The following is a 14,610-nucleotide window of genomic DNA, read 5'->3' on the forward strand; positions in this document are numbered from 1 at the left end:
AAGCTCCCTCGCCACAAAAGCTTAATCACTGACCCTCTCCAGCACGATCCGCCCACTGGAGCAGGCGGCCGCCTCATTGCGGTAGGCGAAGTACAACTTGCCGCGCTCCTGATCGAACCGCAGGTGCAGTTCGATCCGGTCATCCGGGCGTACCAGTTGCTGGAACTTGAGCACTTCCATCCCGGCGAACGGCCCCGGCAGCTTGAGCAGTTGCTGGCCCAGGCTCAGCGCCCAATCCACTTGCACCACGCCCGGTAGCACCGGGGTTTGCGGGAAGTGGCCGCTGAAGTAGGCGAGGTCCGGCGGGATCGCCAGTTGCAGGGTCCATTCACCGTTGGCTTCGACTTGTTCCAGTACTTCCGGGGCTTTCGGGCGCGGTGCCAGCAGCAGGGCTTCGACGTCGGCCTGGGGCAGCTTGCCTTGGGTGTTCAGCGGCAATTGGCGCAACAGGCGCCAGCGGCGGGGCAGGGCCAGGGCTTCGCAGTGTTGGCTCAAGTGCTGGCGCAGGGTCTGGGTGACGGTGCGCCGGCCCTGGTTACGCAGGGCATGCAAGCCGTCTGCGCTGAGCACCACGAGGGCGCCGAGGGAGGCGCGGTTTTCCTGCACCACGCCCAGGCGCGTTTCAGCGACCCAGGCATGGTCCATCAGCGCCTGTTCCAGCATCGGCAGGGAGATGCGTTTTTCTTCCAGCTTGACGATGCGGTCCAGGCGGCCGAGCAATTCGAAGCGGCCGTCGGCGTGGATGGTGGCGGCGTCGGCGGTCTGTTCGACATGGCCGGCGGGCAAGTATGGCGAGGCGATGCGCAAGGCGCCGTCGGCGTCCTGGCTCAGCTGCACGTCGGCAAACGGCTGCCACGGTTGTTCGCCCTGGCGCCAGGCGATGCCGCCGGTTTCCGAGCTGCCGAGGATTTCCGTCGGCCATTGCTGCAAACGCTGATGCAGGCTGCCGGCGGCCTCAAGGGGCAAGGCGCCGCCGGAGGAAAACACCCGTTTGACCGGTGTAAGCGCTGGCCAGTCGAGGTTGTCACCCATGCGCTTGAGGAGCGCCGGGCTGGCGACCCAGGCAAATTGCGCATGCTCGCGGCTGGCGCGCTGCAAGTCCTCGGGAAATGCCAACTGTTGGCGCACAAAGGTGCGCCCGGCACACAACGGCCACAGCACCCGGAACAGCAAGCCATAGATATGCTGGGTGGCGACGCTGCCGATGATGCACGCCTCGCCCAGGTCGGCGCCCCACAAGGTTTCCAGCGCCTGGACTTCATTGGCCATCTGGCGCAGGGTTTTGTCGATGCGCTTGGGTTCGCCGCTGGAGCCGGAGGTGCACAGGCTCAGGCAGCAGGCATCCAGGTCCAGGGCTTCGGCGCTTGATGGCGCTTGATACAGCGCGTCCAAGTCGCTGGCCTCGGTCAACCAGGCGTCGACGGCATCGTCCCAGCGTTGGCGCGTTTGTGGTTGCAGGTCGGCAGGCAACAACACGCTGACGCCTGCTCGCCACGCACCCAGCAGGGCGATCGCCAGCAAGCCGGCATCTTCCAGGTACACCGCCAGGCGCTGGATGCCCCGGGCTTGCAACCCGGCGGCCAGGCTCAGGGACTTCTCCCACAGGTGTGGGTGATCCAGGGCAGGTTCGGTGGTGACCAAACGCTGCTCCACAGGCTCAAGCAGCAAGTGCTCAAGATTCAACCAATTCATACGCGGCCTCGAACCCTTTGTCGTACCAGCCATTCCACGGCAAACAACAGCCCCATCAGCCCGTAGGCGATCATGCCGTTGTACAACGTCCACCAGCTCAGCGGCGCCCACAGGGTGAGGGCGGCGGCGAGCAGGCCGTTACACAGGAAAAATACACTCCACACCACGGTGACCTGGCGGGTATACACAATCGCTTTTTCGGGCAGTTGCGGCTCGCTCATGCGCGCCAGGCGCTCGACCATCGGCGGCCCGTATTTCAGGCTCAGGCCGAACAGTGCCAGCATGAAGGCGCTGACCAGGCTCGGGTACCAGCGCAGCATCTGCGGGTTGTCGAACCAGGCGAGCAGCAGGCAAAAGACAATGATCGCCGCCGCCATCCAGCGGCTGCCCGGGCGCCTGGCGCCGGTCAGGGCGCGCAACAGCCACAGGCTGCCCAGCAGCAGGCCAAATTGCCACGGGGCAAAATGCTCAGTGCCGTAATACACCGCAAAAGGGTACAGCAGCCCCGCCAGCAACAGGCCAAGGGCGATCAGCCGGCTCATGCGGCCGGTTGAACCAGGCGGTAGACCGCCTCGACCACGTCATTCACGGTACGCACGGCCTTGAACTCTTCGGCGGCGATTTTCTTGCCGGTCTGGCGCTTGATGTGGTCGATCAGGTCCACTGCATCAATGCTGTCGATTTCCAGGTCCTGGTACAGGTTGGCGTCGAGCGTGACGCGTTCCGGTTCCAGTTCAAACAGTTCCACCAGGGCGTCGCGCAAGGTGTTGAAAATATCGTCACGAGTTTGCATGGTACGGTCTCAAGCTGCCTGTCGGGCCGTGACGAACGCCGCGAGGCTGGCCACGTTGGTGAAGTGATTGCGGGTGTCCTTGGCGTCGGCATCGATCTTGATGCCGTACTTTTTCTGGATCGCCAGGCCCAATTCCAGGGCGTCGACTGAATCCAGGCCAAGGCCTTCGCCGAACAGGGTTTGCTCGTTGCCGATGTCGCTCTCGCTGATGTCTTCCAGGCCCAGGGCCTCGATGATCAGCGTTTTTATGTCGTGCTCAAGGCGGTGTTGGTCGCTCATCTTCGGCGAGCTCCTTAATAAAATACTGGTGCAGGTAATCGTTGAGCTTGCGTGATGCCTGGGGCGCGGGCCCTTGTGCGGCAAACGCCTGTGGTTCTATATCGGCACCCACGCGCAAACTGAAGTGAAAGCGGCGATTCGGGATGCGATACCAGGGTTCGGCCTTGGTCAGGGTGGTGGGGCTGACCTTGATCACTACCGGAGTGATGATGCTCGCACCGCGCAGGGCAATGGCGGCGGCGCCGCGATGAAAGGTCGGTGCCTGGCCCGGTGAGGTGCGGGTGCCTTCCGGGAAAATGATCAGGGTCTGGCCGTCCCGCAGGGCATCGGCGGCGGCGTCGAGCATGTCGGCGCTGCCGTCGTTGCTGATGTAGCCGGCGTCGCGCACCGGGCCCCGGGTGAAGGGGTTCTGCCACAGGCTCTGCTTGACCACGCAGTTGGTCTGGCGCATCTGGGCGATCAGGAACACCACGTCCACCAGCGATGGGTGGTTGGCAATGATCATCTGGCCCGGGCGGCCGAGCTTTTCCGCGCCTTCGACGCTGTAGGTCAGGATGCCCAGGCGCGTCATCATGCGGATAAACAACCAGAACAGGCAGCTGATGGTGTGGCGGGCGCGTCGCTGATGCTGTTTGGCATCACCCGGCAGGCAACTGAGCAGCGGAAACACCAGGACACGCAGGCACAGGCCGCCGAGGCCAAACAGGGCGAAGGCGGTGGCAGTGGCGAACAGGCGCCAGTAGTAGGCCTTCCGGGGCTTTTCGGTCAGGACTTGCGTTGCCAGTTCCATACTCGGTTCTTCCAGGCATGTTGGCAGGCGCCCTGTTCGTTCAGCAGGGTGCGCAGCAGGTTCAGGGCGTGGGGCCACTGGGCTTTGGTGGTGGGTTGGACAGCGGCTGTATTCAGTTCCAGCTGCCACTCGTCTCCCGGTGTCAGCAGCAGGCCGAGGGCGTAGGGGAAGGGCACGTCCTCGATCCAGCGCGCATAGGCTTCGGGGGGCTGTTCCTCGGTAATGATCAGCAATACAGACGGTGCGCCTTCATTGAGCAGGGCAGCGGCTTCGAGCATGCCGTGCTCCAGGCCATCGCCGGCGGCGGCGAGGGCGGTCATTTCGCTGGTTTCATTGCGCAGGATCGACCACAGGCCAATCACCGCGTTATGCACCGACAGGCTGAACTGGGTCGGCGACAGGGGCTCGTCGTTGGCCAGGTCGCTGAGAATATCGAGGGTGCGTGGGGTTTCGCCGTGACGGGAAACAAACACCAATGGCAACTGTTGCAAGCCTTCGGCCAGGGGCCAGCCCACACTGAAGGCCATGCGCGCCAGGCGGCTCAGGCGCCGGCGCTGCATGGCCGGCAGGAAGGACACATCGGGTGCCGCGTCGGTGCGGGCGAGCAATGTCGGCTGCCGGCACCAGGTGCGCCAGTCGTCCGCGCTTTCGAGCCCGGGAGCCCAGGCGCGCCATTGGGCGATGTTGAAATTGATCACTGAGAAGTTATCCCGCCCCTGCGGGCTTCCTTGTGCGGCCATTGGCCCCGAATACCGGGACAGGGTGCAATCGCCGAATGGCGCGCATTATCCCGGTGCTGCGGGGTTCTAGCAAACTTTGGTAAAGAATTGTTCACGGATGATTACAAATTCGCTGGAAAGAATTACCGATTGTCCATCATGCAGGTAGGGCAGCAGGTGTCAGGCAATTCCTGCTTTGTCGGACAGACGGGAAATTGTTATGCGAGATAGAGCCTCTGATGCTGTAGTACAGGAACAAACGAGGTAGCTAACGGGCGCTTTTGCCCTCTACACTCGGGTCATTCATTGATACACGGAGGTTTTTCCATGCGGCGCGTGGTGTTCAACCAAAAAGGCGGTGTTGGCAAGTCCAGCATTGCCTGCAACCTGGCGGCGGTCAGCGCCAGCGAAGGCTATCGAACCCTGTTGGTGGACCTCGATGCCCAGGCTAACTCTACCCAGTACCTCACCGGGCTGACCGGCGACGATATCCCCATGGGAATCGCCGACTTCTTCAAGCAAACCCTGTCTTCCGGGCCGTTTTCGAAGAAGAACCAGGTGGATATCTACGAAACCCCGTTCGACAACCTGCACGTCATCACCGCCACCGCGGAACTGGCCGACTTGCAGCCCAAGCTCGAGGCCAAGCACAAGATCAACAAGCTGCGAAAGCTGCTGGATGAATTGAGCGAGGACTACGACCGGATCTACCTGGATACGCCGCCGGCGCTGAACTTTTATGCCGTTTCAGCGCTGATTGCCGCTGATCGCGTGCTGATCCCCTTCGATTGCGACAGCTTCTCCCGCCAGGCGCTGTATGGCCTGTTGGCCGAGATCGAAGAATTGAAGGAAGACCACAACGAAGGGCTGGAAGTGGAAGGCATCGTGGTCAACCAGTTCCAGGCCCGGGCGAGCCTGCCGCAGCAGATGCTGGATGAATTGATTGCCGAAGGGTTGCCGGTACTGCCGGTGTACCTCACCAGCTCGGTGCGCATGCGTGAATCGCACCAGGCGAACATGCCGCTGATCCACCTGGACCCACGGCACAAGCTGACACAGCAGTTTGTGGAATTGCATAACTTGCTGGAAAACGCGTGATTTAGCAGGCAACACATCACCCATGTGGGAGCGGGCTTGCTCGCGAATGCGGTGGATCAGTCGAATTCTCTATTGACTGACTCACCGCATTCGCGAGCAAGCCCGCTCCCACATTTGGTCTTTGTTCCTACAGGGAAATCGTCGTCTTGCGCCGTTGCCTACAGTTACGCCAGAATCCGCCGGCTTGTGCGTCTGGATGGGCGTCTCTAAGGTTGTTCGGTCGCTGAATTCTCAGTGATCGGGTTTAGTAGCCCGAGTGTTTGTCGTTAAGTGCATAAGCTTCATCTTTCAGGCGCTGAGTCTGTGCTTGATGGTAGCTGTGCGTAGGGCGTCTTCGGGCGCGCCGGCTTCGACATTTCCCGGTCTACTAACCTGCGTACAGCTGCCACCCTAATTCGTTTAGTAGCGATCAGATGGCGGCTCCAATCAGGAATGTCGACCATGTTTAAAAGCTACTCCAAATCCCCCGTCGTACCTTTTTACAGTCAGCCCCGGCCAAGCCACCGAAACCCTGATCCTCAATACCTACGAAACCTTCTCCTCAGTCACCACCCTCTTGCTCGACCTTTCCGACGACCTCACCGGCAAGCAGCGCGATGTCGCGTTGGCCATTCATCAGTTGAGCGAATTGGGCGTATTGCTGATGGGGCAAGTGATGGACCGGGGTGTCCCGTTACCTCAAACGCCCTGACTGCGCAGCCAGCTCATCAACTGCGGTAACGGAAACGCACCGCTCTGACGCGCCACTTCCCGGCCATTCTTGAACAGGATCAGGCTGGGAATCGAGCGAATCCCCAACTGAGCGGATAACTGCTGATTGGCCTCGCTATCGAGCTTGGCCAATCGACACTTCCCGGCCAACTGCCCGGCGGCCTGCTCAAACACCGGCGCAAACGACTTGCACGGCCCGCACCATTCGGCCCACACATCCACCAGCAACGGCAGGTCGCCCTTGATCTGGCTGGCGTAATCGCCCTGTTTCAGCTCAAAGGGTTTGCTCAGCAGCACCGGTTGCTTGCAGCGCCCGCATTTAGGCGCATCGCCCAGGCGTTCATTGGGGATGCGGTTAAGACCGTTGCAGTGGGGGCAGGGGATTACTAGAGAGTCGGACATGCTGGGCTCCGTGAAAGTGGCCAATGGGTTCTATTTGGAGCCGCCGTCGGGGTTTATCAAGGAACAACACAAGCCATCAGCGTGCAATCTTCTTTCGTGCCAGTTGGCAGGCAAACACGTTGCCCACAGCACAACCCCCAATCACCAGCATCAGAGTGAAAAGCAGTGGTGCATTCCATTGAGACCCTAGCCAGGTTAATAATCCTGCCCCGGCCACAGTGATGCATCCGAAAACCGCAGAAGCTTTGGCTTGGTGAGACGCGTCGATATCCAGTGCCCAGCTGGTCGCAAGGGGCAACAAAATGCAGAAGGCAATACTGGTTGCTGCTGCAGCTGCCAGGTAAAGGTAGATATTGACATGTAGCCATGCCGCTACCATCAACAGTGCGGCGAGGCACTGAGAGGCGGATCCTGCATTTAGGCGTTGGGCGTCACTGAATCGTGTGACGGCTTTCCCTGAAAAGAAAAAACCTGCCGCTACCAGCGCCGCCCAACCTGAAAGGATCATGCCTGTTGCTTGTGGTGAGAGATGAAAAACTCCCTGCAGGGCAAACGCCTTGCTGAGGTTCAGCTGTGTGAAGGCGCTCTGTATCAGGAGTGCAAGCAGTAAACCGCAGATGAATTTCGGGTGTTTCCCTAGTAAAGATTGGGTTTCAGTTGCAGCCTGTTGGCCTTGGTCGGTTGCCTTGCCGTGATGAGTGGCCAGAAGTCCCAGGCCGATTATAAAAAGCAGGCAACCGAGTACGCCAAAAACCCATCTCCACCCCCAAAACGAGGCTGCCGCCAGCAGAGTCGGCGGGCTTATTACCGTAAGGACGCTAATAGCACTCAAGAGATAAGCTGTCGCGCTTTGGAAGGTTGTTTGCCCGAGTCGTTGACGTAGCCAAAGGCGTGAAGAGGTTGCTGCCACCGCGTTGGCGATGAACATGAAAGTAAAGATGATCGATAGCATGAGGGCGCTTGTTGATAACGCCACTGCGACACATAGCAGCGCGATCAGCACCGATGCACCGGCCAGGCTGACGCTGGTTCCCAGTCGGTTGACCAGCGGCGTTGAAAACAACTGGCTGAATGCGAAAGCCATCAGGCACAAGCCGAGCATGCCTTGAAAGAATGCCGGAGAAACACTCAAGTCCTGAGCGATTAACGGAGAAAGAGGAACAAGAGCGTCGAAAACAACCGCACTGACCAGCGTCCTGGCCACCACGACCCTAAGGCCTGGGGTCAAGGTTTTATGTTTCAAATTTGATTTACACATCCGCTAAACCCTAAGCCGGATGTGTATTTGGGGATGTCAGGCGCGTCCGATACTTATTTCTGGATATATCCGTGTTGTGGCGAGGGAGCTTGCTCCCTCGCCACATTGGCTCGCTCCTACGACGAACAACTAATCTCCAAATGCTTCCCCCAATCCGGCGGCCGCTGGGCGTATTGTTCCATCCCCGGCTGCTCTTCAAACGGTTTGGTCAGCACTTCATGCAGCCGGCGCACTTCGCTGTAATCCCCAAGCTCCGCCGCCTGGATGGCGTTCTGCGCCAAATAGTTGCGCAGGATATAAAGCGGATTCACCCCATGCATCCGCTCACGTCGCTGTTCTTCTGTACCGCTGGCGTCGCGCTCCACGCGCGCCTTGTACAGATCCGCCCACCTATCAAACCCCTTGAGGTCGACAAAGTCGTCGCGCAACCGCGCCACGGCCAATGCGGCGGATTCATCCCCCAGCCGGCGGAAGAACAGGGTGTAGTCGACGCCGCTGTTCTGCATCAGTTGCAGCAGGCGCTCCACCAGTTTCTGATCGTCATCTTCGGCGGTGGTGAGGCCCAGTCGGCGGCGCATCAGGTCCAGGTAGTGGGCCTGGAACAACGGCAGATACAGCCCCAGCGTTTCCCGCAGCGCCTCGACGCTGATAAACGGCGTCAACGCCTGGGCCAGTGCGCTCAGGTTCCACTGCCCGATCGGCACCTGGTTGCTGAAGGAATAACGCCCTTCATGGTCGGAGTGGTTGCAGACGAACTGCGCGTCGAAATCGTCCAAAAATGCAAACGGCCCGAAGTCGAAGGTGATGCCGAGGATCGACATGTTGTCGGTGTTCATCACTCCATGGCAGAACCCATAGGCCTGCCACTTGGCGATCAACTCGGCATTACGCTCGACGATTTCGCGGAACATCGCCAGGTACGGCTCGGGCTGTTCCATGCATTCCGGGAAGTGCAGGGACAGCACGTGCTCCGCCAATTGCTTCTGCAATTCAGGCTTCTTGGTGTAGTAGAAATATTCGAAATGCCCAAAGCGCACGTGGCTGTGGGCCAGGCGCAGCACCATGGCGGCGCGCTCCTGTTTCTCGCGCCACACCGGCGTGGTGGAACCGATCACACACAGCGCACGACTGCTGGGAATGCCCAGCGCATGCAGTGCTTCCGACGCCAGAAACTCCCGGATCGACGAGCGCAACACCGCACGACCATCGCCCATGCGCGAGTACGGGGTTTGCCCGGCACCCTTGAGGTGCAGGTCCCAATGCTCGCCGGCCTGGTTGTACACCTCGCCCAGCAACAATCCGCGGCCATCCCCCAGTTGCGGGTTGTACGAGCCAAACTGATGCCCGGAATAGATCATCGCCCGCGGCTCGGCCTCGGCCCACAGCTTGTGCCCGCCGAACAGCTCGGCAAATACCGGCGTTTCGGCCACGGCGGGGTCGAGATCCAGCAGCGCCATGGCTGCCTCGCTCGCCACCACTAAACGCGGTTCGTCGATGGGCTCGGGCAGCACATGGGTTGAGAAGCCGTCGCCCAGGCGGGCGAAGCGGTTGTCGAAGGTCAGTTCGTCGAGGGCTTTCAACGGCCATCTCCTGAGCAGAATGTCCGACCATTCTGCTGGGGATAGCGCGTTTAGTCGAGTTTGGCGGGCGGCGGCTCGGGCAGGTCCTGGTCCTGGGCGGGCGGCAGGATGGTCCGGTTTTCTTCTTCCACCGGCACCAGCTTGTATTCCTGGCCATGCAGGTTCTTCAGGTAAACCTCCATCTGCCGGAACGAGATGTTGATGTGGTGGTTCTTGAACTCGCGGTTGATGAAGCGGTTGACCTCATCGATCACCGGGTTGCGGTCGCCCAGGTCCCGTACATGCATGCGCAGTTCGTGATCGAGGGTGCTTTCACCGAAGTTGAGGAAGTACACGTGGGGCGCCGGGTCCTTCAGCACGCGTGGGTTTTCGGCGGCGGCCTTGAGCAGCAATTCCTTCACCAGGTCCAGGTCCGAGCCGTAGTCCACGCCCAGTTTCAGGGTGACCCGGGTGATGGTGTCGGTCAGCGACCAGTTGATCAGTTGCCCGGTGATGAACGTTTTGTTCGGGACAATGATGTCCTTGCGGTCGAAGTCAGTGATGGTGGTGGCGCGGATGCGGATCTTGCTCACCGTGCCCGACAGGTTGCCGATGGTGATGGTGTCGCCGATCCGTACCGGGCGCTCGAACAGGATCATGATGCCGGAGATGAAGTTGGCGAAGATTTCCTGCATCCCGAAACCCAACCCCACCGACAGCGCGGCCACCAGCCATTGCAACTTGTCCCAGCTCACGCCGAGGGTCGACAGGGTGGAGACAAACCCGACGCCGGCAATCACATAGGACAGCAAGGTGGTGGTGGCGTAGGCGCTGCCCTGGGCCAGGTCGAGCTTGGACAGCACCAACACCTCCAGCAGGCCGGGCAGGTTGCGCGCCAGGGCGAAGGTGATGCCGATGATGATCAGGGCGCCGAGCAAGTCGCCGATGCTGATGGGCACCATGCTGATATTGGCGCCGGTGCCGCTGGTGTATTCGTAGAGGGTGACGTTGTCCAGGTAGGAAAACACCGAGATCAAGTCGGACCACACCCAGTACAACGCAGCGATAAAGCCGCCCAGCAGCGCCAGGCGAATCAGGCGCATCGACTGTTCGTTGACCTGTTCGATGTCCAGGGTCGGCTCTTCGATCACTGCTTCACCCTCACCGGCTTCCTTGGCGGCCTGGCGTTTGGCCAGGGCCCGCGCATAGGCCAGGCGCCGTGCCGCAACGCCCAGGCCACGTACGAAGGTGGCTTCGATCACCAGCCAGAACATCAGCAGGTACAAGGTGTTGATCAGCCGGTCGCTGAGCTTGAGGGCGGTGTAGTAGTAGCCAAAACATACGGCGATAAACAGCGCCACCGGCAGTGCCGTAAACACCAGGCCCACGGCCTTGCGAAACAGCGAGGCTTTTTCATGAGTCGGGCTGTTGAGCAGCAGGCGCCCGAGCAGCCACGCCATCAGTGCGTAGCAGGTCAGTACCACGCCGATGCCCAGCACATCGTCGGCCAGCGCTGCCGGCTGATGCTCGGCGATGGCCACCACGGCCACCAACGCCAGTACCACGAGCCCGAGCTTGCGTACCCAGCCCTGGAGGAATTCGACCTGGGGTTTTTCCCAGCGGAAGTGCAACTCGGCGACGCCGCCGGGCGCGAGGATCCGATACGCGGTGTAGAACACCAGCCACGCCTGGGCGATCTGCAGCAGGGCGGCGCCGAGGTTGGCGTTTTGCCCGCGGGCGTCGATCTGCAGCGCATAGCCGCAGAGTGCCAGGCCCAGGGCCACCGGCATCGCCAGCGCGATATTCACCAGGATCGCCACCGGCGTGTGCCACTGGCTGTCGCGTTTGAAGTGGCCGATGTCCATATGGATTTTTTTCAGCCGGGCATACAGGTAGCTGCGACGCCACAGCAGCGCGCCGATCAACAACAGCAGGGGCAGGAACAGCAGCGGGCGCTGGGTCAGGCCGTCATACAGCTCGCTGACGCTGGAGGCCCACGGCAGGGTATTGACCTGTTTGCTCAGGTGCGCCGGTACGGTTTCCAGCCATTCGGTATCCAGCGGCTTGTTGCTGGGAATCCAGAACATCTGTTCGTCGAGGGTCGCCCGCAAGGTGGTGGCGGTGCTCAGCAGTTGTTTCTGGTTCAGTTGCAGGGTGATGGATTCGTTGAGCAGTGCGCTCAGTTCCCGGCTCAAGCGTTCCAGCAGGTCGCTGCGGGTGATCGCCAGTTCCAGCAGGGTGCGCCGCAGTTGCGGCGTCACCTGGTCGGCCGGCTGGTTGGCCAGCAAGCTGTCGACGTAGGTGCTCGGGGTGCTGATCAGTTCGCGCTGTTGATTGACCTCGAACTGGTACAGGCGAATGTTGGCGATGTCATCCGCCAGGTCGCGGTCCACGGTCAGGCGCGGGAGGGCCTGCTTCTGTTTGTAGAGGATCTTGGACAGTAGCAGGCTGCCCTTGAGCACGTTGATCTGCTCGTCCAGCGCCGAGTCGCTTTGGGTCACGCTGTCCAGTTGCTGCTTGGTTTGCAGGTTTTTCTGGGTCAGCTCGTTGAGCCGGTCAGTGCTTTTGAGCAGGTAGTCGGACAGTTTCAGGTTGGCCGCGCTTTCCGTGGCGAGCAGGCTGCTGCCACCGGCCTTCTGGGCTTCGATGGACTGCTGGGTCACGGTTTCCTGGGACTGGGCCAGGCGTTTCTGGTTGATCAGGGTTTGCAGGTCCTGGATTTCCTGCTCCAGGCGCGCGGTCTTTTCCAGCACCAGGTCGTGCTGGCTGTTGCCCAGGTCTTGCAGTTGGCTGTTGCCGGCCAGTTCCTGGCGGCGCAGGGGAATCAGGGCGTTGAGGGCGGCCAACTCGGCATTCAGCTGGTTGCGCTGGTCGCCGCTGAGGGTCTTGCCGTTGTCCTTGCCTGCCTTGAGAGTCGCGTTGATCTGCTGGATACGTGTCTGGCTGCTGCTGATTTCGGTCTGGGCGCGCTCGGGACGGGTTTGGGCCGCGATGGTCAGGCTGTTGGCGTCGGCCAGTTCCTTTTGCAGGTCGCCTTGCTGGGTGGTGCGCTGCACCAGCAGTTGTTCAAGTTGCGGCACCGGCAAGGTGGCGTAGCGCTGGGCGACCGGAATCACCTTGGTGGCCTTGAGGCGGGTCAGTTCGCGCTGGTTGTCGACGGTCTGGCGCGGCGCGTCTTCGAGCTGGCGCTTGAGGTCCACCAGGCGCTGCTGGTAGTCCTGCTGGTTGCCCAGGAAGGTGAGCGTTTGCTGCAGGATGCTTTGCAGCGCCTTCATGTCGGCGTCGGGCAGTTTGCGGTCCGGCAGCTTGTCCAGGGTTTGCTGGACGGAATCGATGCTGGGCGGGTCGGCCGCGTGTACGGTGCCGACGCAGAGAGTCAGGCCCAGCAGGGCAGTGGCGAGAAAAGTGCGCAGGGTTGTCATAGAGACCGGTCGAGCAAGGTGAAAAATAGGGGGCGTCCCGACATCGACTGGCGCGCCGTCGCCCCGCAGTTTAGAGGAAGAGTCCGGGGCCCGGGCGACTTCCTTCGGGGAATCTGACGCCGACTTTGCCGATCTTGTTCCCGTCCATGACCGCGACGGTCCAAATGGTGTTGTTCCATTCCACCTGGTCGCCGACCACGGGTGCCCCGCCGACTTTCTGGGTGATGAAACGACTCAGTGGCATGTCCGGGTCGATGCCCTCGAGCTTGAGCCCGTACAGGGCCGAAACCGCGCCCAGCTGGGCGTCGCCTTCCAGCACGAAGTCACCGAAGAAGCGCAGGTCGAGGCCCCGTTGTGGTGCCTGGCTGAACAGTTTGCCGAGGGCCGGCAAGTTGTGTTCATGGCCGATTACGCATAGCAGATCGTCGACTTCGAGCACCGTACTACCCGACGGATGGAGCAGTTGCTGGCCACGAAACAGCGCGGCGATCCGTGTGCCTTCGGGCATTTTCAGCTCCCGCAGGGCGGCGCCGATGCACCATTTTTCGGCGCCCAGGCGGTAGACGAACAGCTCCCACTCGCTGGTGACGTGCACTTCCAGGGCCGCCCGGGAAATCGGCGCCGGCTCTGGCGGTACCGTCACTTTCAACAGTTTGGCGACCCAGGGCAGGCTCGTACCCTGCACCAGCAACGACACCAGCACGATAAAGAACGCCAGGTTGAAGTACAGCTGCGCGTGGGGCAGGCCGGCCATCAGCGGGAACACCGCCAGAATGATCGGTACCGCACCGCGCAGGCCGACCCAGGCGATAAAGGCTTTCTCTCGGCCATGGAAGGCCTTGAACGGCAACAGGCCGACGATCACCGACAGCGGCCGTGCGAAGAGAATCATCCACAGCGCCAGGCCCAGGGCCGGCAGCGCGATGGGCAGCAAATCATGGGGCGTGACCAGCAGGCCCAGCACCAGAAACATGCCGATCTGTGCCAGCCAGGCCATGCCGTCGAGCATATGCAAAATGCCGTGCCGGCTGCGCACCGGGCGGTTGCCGATCACCAGGCCGCACAGGTAAACGGCGAGGAAACCGCTGCCGTGCAAGGCGTTGGTCAGGGCGAACACCACCAGGCCGCCGGAAATCACCAGGATCGGGTACAGGCCGTTGGCCAGGTTGATCCGGTTGACCATCTGCAGCATCAACCAGCCGCCGCCCAGGCCGATGATGCCGCCGATGCCAAACTCACGGATCAAGTGGCCCAGCAGGCTCCAGTGCAGGCCGGTCTGGCCGCTGGCAAGCATGTCGATCAGGGTGACGGTGAGGAACACCGCCATCGGGTCGTTGCTGCCGGATTCGATTTCCAGGCTGGCGGTGACCCGTTCGTTCAGGCCTTTGCCGCCCAGCAGCGAGAACACCGCTGCGGCGTCCGTGGAGCCGACGATGGCGCCGATCAGCAGGCCTTGAATGATGTTGAGGTTGAACAGCCAGGCGGCTGCCATGCCGGTGAGGCCGGTGGTGATCAGCACCCCGACCGTCGCCAGGGACAACGCAGGCCAGAGGGCTACACGGAAACTGGCTACCCGCGTTCGCAGTCCGCCGTCGAGCAGGATCACGGCCAGGGCGAGGTTGCCCACGAGGTAGGCAGTCGGGTAGTTATCGAAGATGATGCCGCCGCCGTCGACGCCGGCGATCATGCCCACGGCCAGGATGATCACCAGGATCGGAATCCCCAGACGGGACGAAAGAGAACTCACCAGAATGCTCGCACCTACCAGCAACGCGCCGATCAAGAACAGGCTGTTGATGGTCGTCGCATTCAAAGGCAGTACTCCATGAGCAGGAAAGACGAGGCGCAAACTGACCATGCAGTCTGCGTGCCAGCGATTCTAACCTG

Annotated in this window: 12 protein-coding genes and 1 pseudogene; 2 read left to right on the forward strand and 11 right to left on the reverse strand. The window is 61.4% G+C overall.

Features of this window, described 5'->3' with window-relative positions; translation table 11 throughout:
- Positions 1–21 precede the first annotated feature (21 nt).
- The 6 genes from C0058_RS02185 to C0058_RS02210 are packed head-to-tail and all read right to left on the reverse strand — an operon-like array spanning position 22 to position 4,252.
- A complete protein-coding gene (locus C0058_RS02185) occupies positions 22–1,692 on the reverse strand; it encodes an acyl-CoA synthetase family protein (protein WP_102367950.1) in 1,671 nt (556 codons plus the stop codon).
- Positions 1,689–2,234: a hypothetical protein gene (locus C0058_RS02190; RefSeq protein WP_102367951.1), complete on the reverse strand. Its 546-nt coding sequence runs from the start codon at positions 2,232–2,234 to the stop codon at positions 1,689–1,691. Before C0058_RS02190 ends, C0058_RS02185 begins: the two co-directional genes overlap by 4 nt.
- Positions 2,231–2,485 carry an acyl carrier protein gene (locus C0058_RS02195; protein ID WP_003209389.1) on the reverse strand — a complete coding sequence of 85 codons (255 nt, stop codon included), beginning with the start codon at positions 2,483–2,485 and terminating at the stop codon, positions 2,231–2,233. The genes C0058_RS02190 and C0058_RS02195 overlap by 4 nt, the downstream gene beginning before the upstream one ends.
- A 9-nt stretch (positions 2,486–2,494) precedes the next feature.
- Positions 2,495–2,764: a phosphopantetheine-binding protein gene (locus C0058_RS02200; RefSeq protein ID WP_008439197.1), complete on the reverse strand. Its 270-nt coding sequence runs from the start codon at positions 2,762–2,764 to the stop codon at positions 2,495–2,497.
- Positions 2,742–3,554: a 1-acyl-sn-glycerol-3-phosphate acyltransferase gene (locus C0058_RS02205; RefSeq protein WP_102367952.1), complete on the reverse strand. Its 813-nt coding sequence runs from the start codon at positions 3,552–3,554 to the stop codon at positions 2,742–2,744. The genes C0058_RS02200 and C0058_RS02205 overlap by 23 nt, the downstream gene beginning before the upstream one ends.
- The gene (locus C0058_RS02210; protein ID WP_102367953.1) at positions 3,530–4,252 is read right to left on the reverse strand and encodes a beta-ketoacyl synthase chain length factor; all 723 of its coding nucleotides are present in this window, start codon (positions 4,250–4,252) and stop codon (positions 3,530–3,532) included. Before C0058_RS02210 ends, C0058_RS02205 begins: the two co-directional genes overlap by 25 nt.
- Positions 4,253–4,600: 348 nt before the next feature.
- On the opposite strand from C0058_RS02210, the gene C0058_RS02215 reads away from it, so the two are divergent.
- Positions 4,601–5,371 carry a ParA family protein gene (locus C0058_RS02215; RefSeq protein WP_003209397.1) on the forward strand — a complete coding sequence of 257 codons (771 nt, stop codon included), beginning with the start codon at positions 4,601–4,603 and terminating at the stop codon, positions 5,369–5,371.
- Between the two features lie 448 nt (positions 5,372–5,819).
- A pseudogene (locus C0058_RS32965) lies at positions 5,820–6,062 on the forward strand (DUF6124 family protein); the annotation flags it as partial.
- On the opposite strand, the gene trxC reads toward C0058_RS32965, so the two are convergent.
- The 5 genes from trxC to C0058_RS02250 all read right to left on the reverse strand — a co-directional run bounded on the left by trxC (position 6,050) and on the right by C0058_RS02250 (position 14,536).
- Positions 6,050–6,484: a thioredoxin TrxC gene (gene trxC / locus C0058_RS02230; protein ID WP_003209402.1), complete on the reverse strand. Its 435-nt coding sequence runs from the start codon at positions 6,482–6,484 to the stop codon at positions 6,050–6,052. The pseudogene C0058_RS32965 and the gene trxC sit on opposite strands and share 13 nt — an antisense overlap.
- Positions 6,485–6,560: 76 nt before the next feature.
- Entirely contained in the window at positions 6,561–7,742 is a 1,182-nt protein-coding gene (locus C0058_RS02235; RefSeq protein ID WP_102367955.1) for an MFS transporter, read from the reverse strand.
- A 116-nt stretch (positions 7,743–7,858) separates the two neighbouring features.
- Positions 7,859–9,322: a protein adenylyltransferase SelO gene (selO, locus tag C0058_RS02240; RefSeq protein WP_102367956.1), complete on the reverse strand. Its 1,464-nt coding sequence runs from the start codon at positions 9,320–9,322 to the stop codon at positions 7,859–7,861.
- 50 nt (positions 9,323–9,372) lie between these two features.
- Positions 9,373–12,723 (reverse strand): mechanosensitive channel MscK, encoded by a 3,351-nt coding sequence (mscK, locus tag C0058_RS02245; protein ID WP_008439184.1) that lies wholly within the window; start codon positions 12,721–12,723, stop codon positions 9,373–9,375.
- Between the two features lie 70 nt (positions 12,724–12,793).
- Positions 12,794–14,536 carry a potassium/proton antiporter gene (locus tag C0058_RS02250; protein WP_008439183.1) on the reverse strand — a complete coding sequence of 581 codons (1,743 nt, stop codon included), beginning with the start codon at positions 14,534–14,536 and terminating at the stop codon, positions 12,794–12,796.
- Positions 14,537–14,610 lie beyond the last annotated feature (74 nt).

Origin of the sequence: Pseudomonas sp. NC02, from assembly GCF_002874965.1 — a bacterium.
In the GTDB taxonomy this organism is placed as follows: domain Bacteria; phylum Pseudomonadota; class Gammaproteobacteria; order Pseudomonadales; family Pseudomonadaceae; genus Aquipseudomonas.

Excerpts from the sequence above, each read along its gene's own strand:
- C0058_RS02190 (WP_102367951.1), bottom strand. The coding sequence starts at position 2,234 with ATGAGCCGGCTGATCGCCCTTGGCCTGTTGCTGGCGGGGCTGCTGTAC.
- C0058_RS02205 (WP_102367952.1), bottom strand. The coding sequence starts at position 3,554 with ATGGAACTGGCAACGCAAGTCCTGACCGAAAAGCCCCGGAAGGCCTAC.
- C0058_RS02200 (WP_008439197.1), bottom strand. The coding sequence starts at position 2,764 with ATGAGCGACCAACACCGCCTTGAGCACGACATAAAAACGCTGATCATC.
- C0058_RS02235 (WP_102367955.1), bottom strand. The coding sequence starts at position 7,742 with ATGTGTAAATCAAATTTGAAACATAAAACCTTGACCCCAGGCCTTAGG.
- C0058_RS02195 (WP_003209389.1), bottom strand. The coding sequence starts at position 2,485 with ATGCAAACTCGTGACGATATTTTCAACACCTTGCGCGACGCCCTGGTG.
- mscK (WP_008439184.1), bottom strand. The coding sequence starts at position 12,723 with ATGACAACCCTGCGCACTTTTCTCGCCACTGCCCTGCTGGGCCTGACT.
- C0058_RS02185 (WP_102367950.1), bottom strand. The coding sequence starts at position 1,692 with ATGAATTGGTTGAATCTTGAGCACTTGCTGCTTGAGCCTGTGGAGCAG.
- trxC (WP_003209402.1), bottom strand. The coding sequence starts at position 6,484 with ATGTCCGACTCTCTAGTAATCCCCTGCCCCCACTGCAACGGTCTTAAC.
- C0058_RS02215 (WP_003209397.1), top strand. The coding sequence starts at position 4,601 with ATGCGGCGCGTGGTGTTCAACCAAAAAGGCGGTGTTGGCAAGTCCAGC.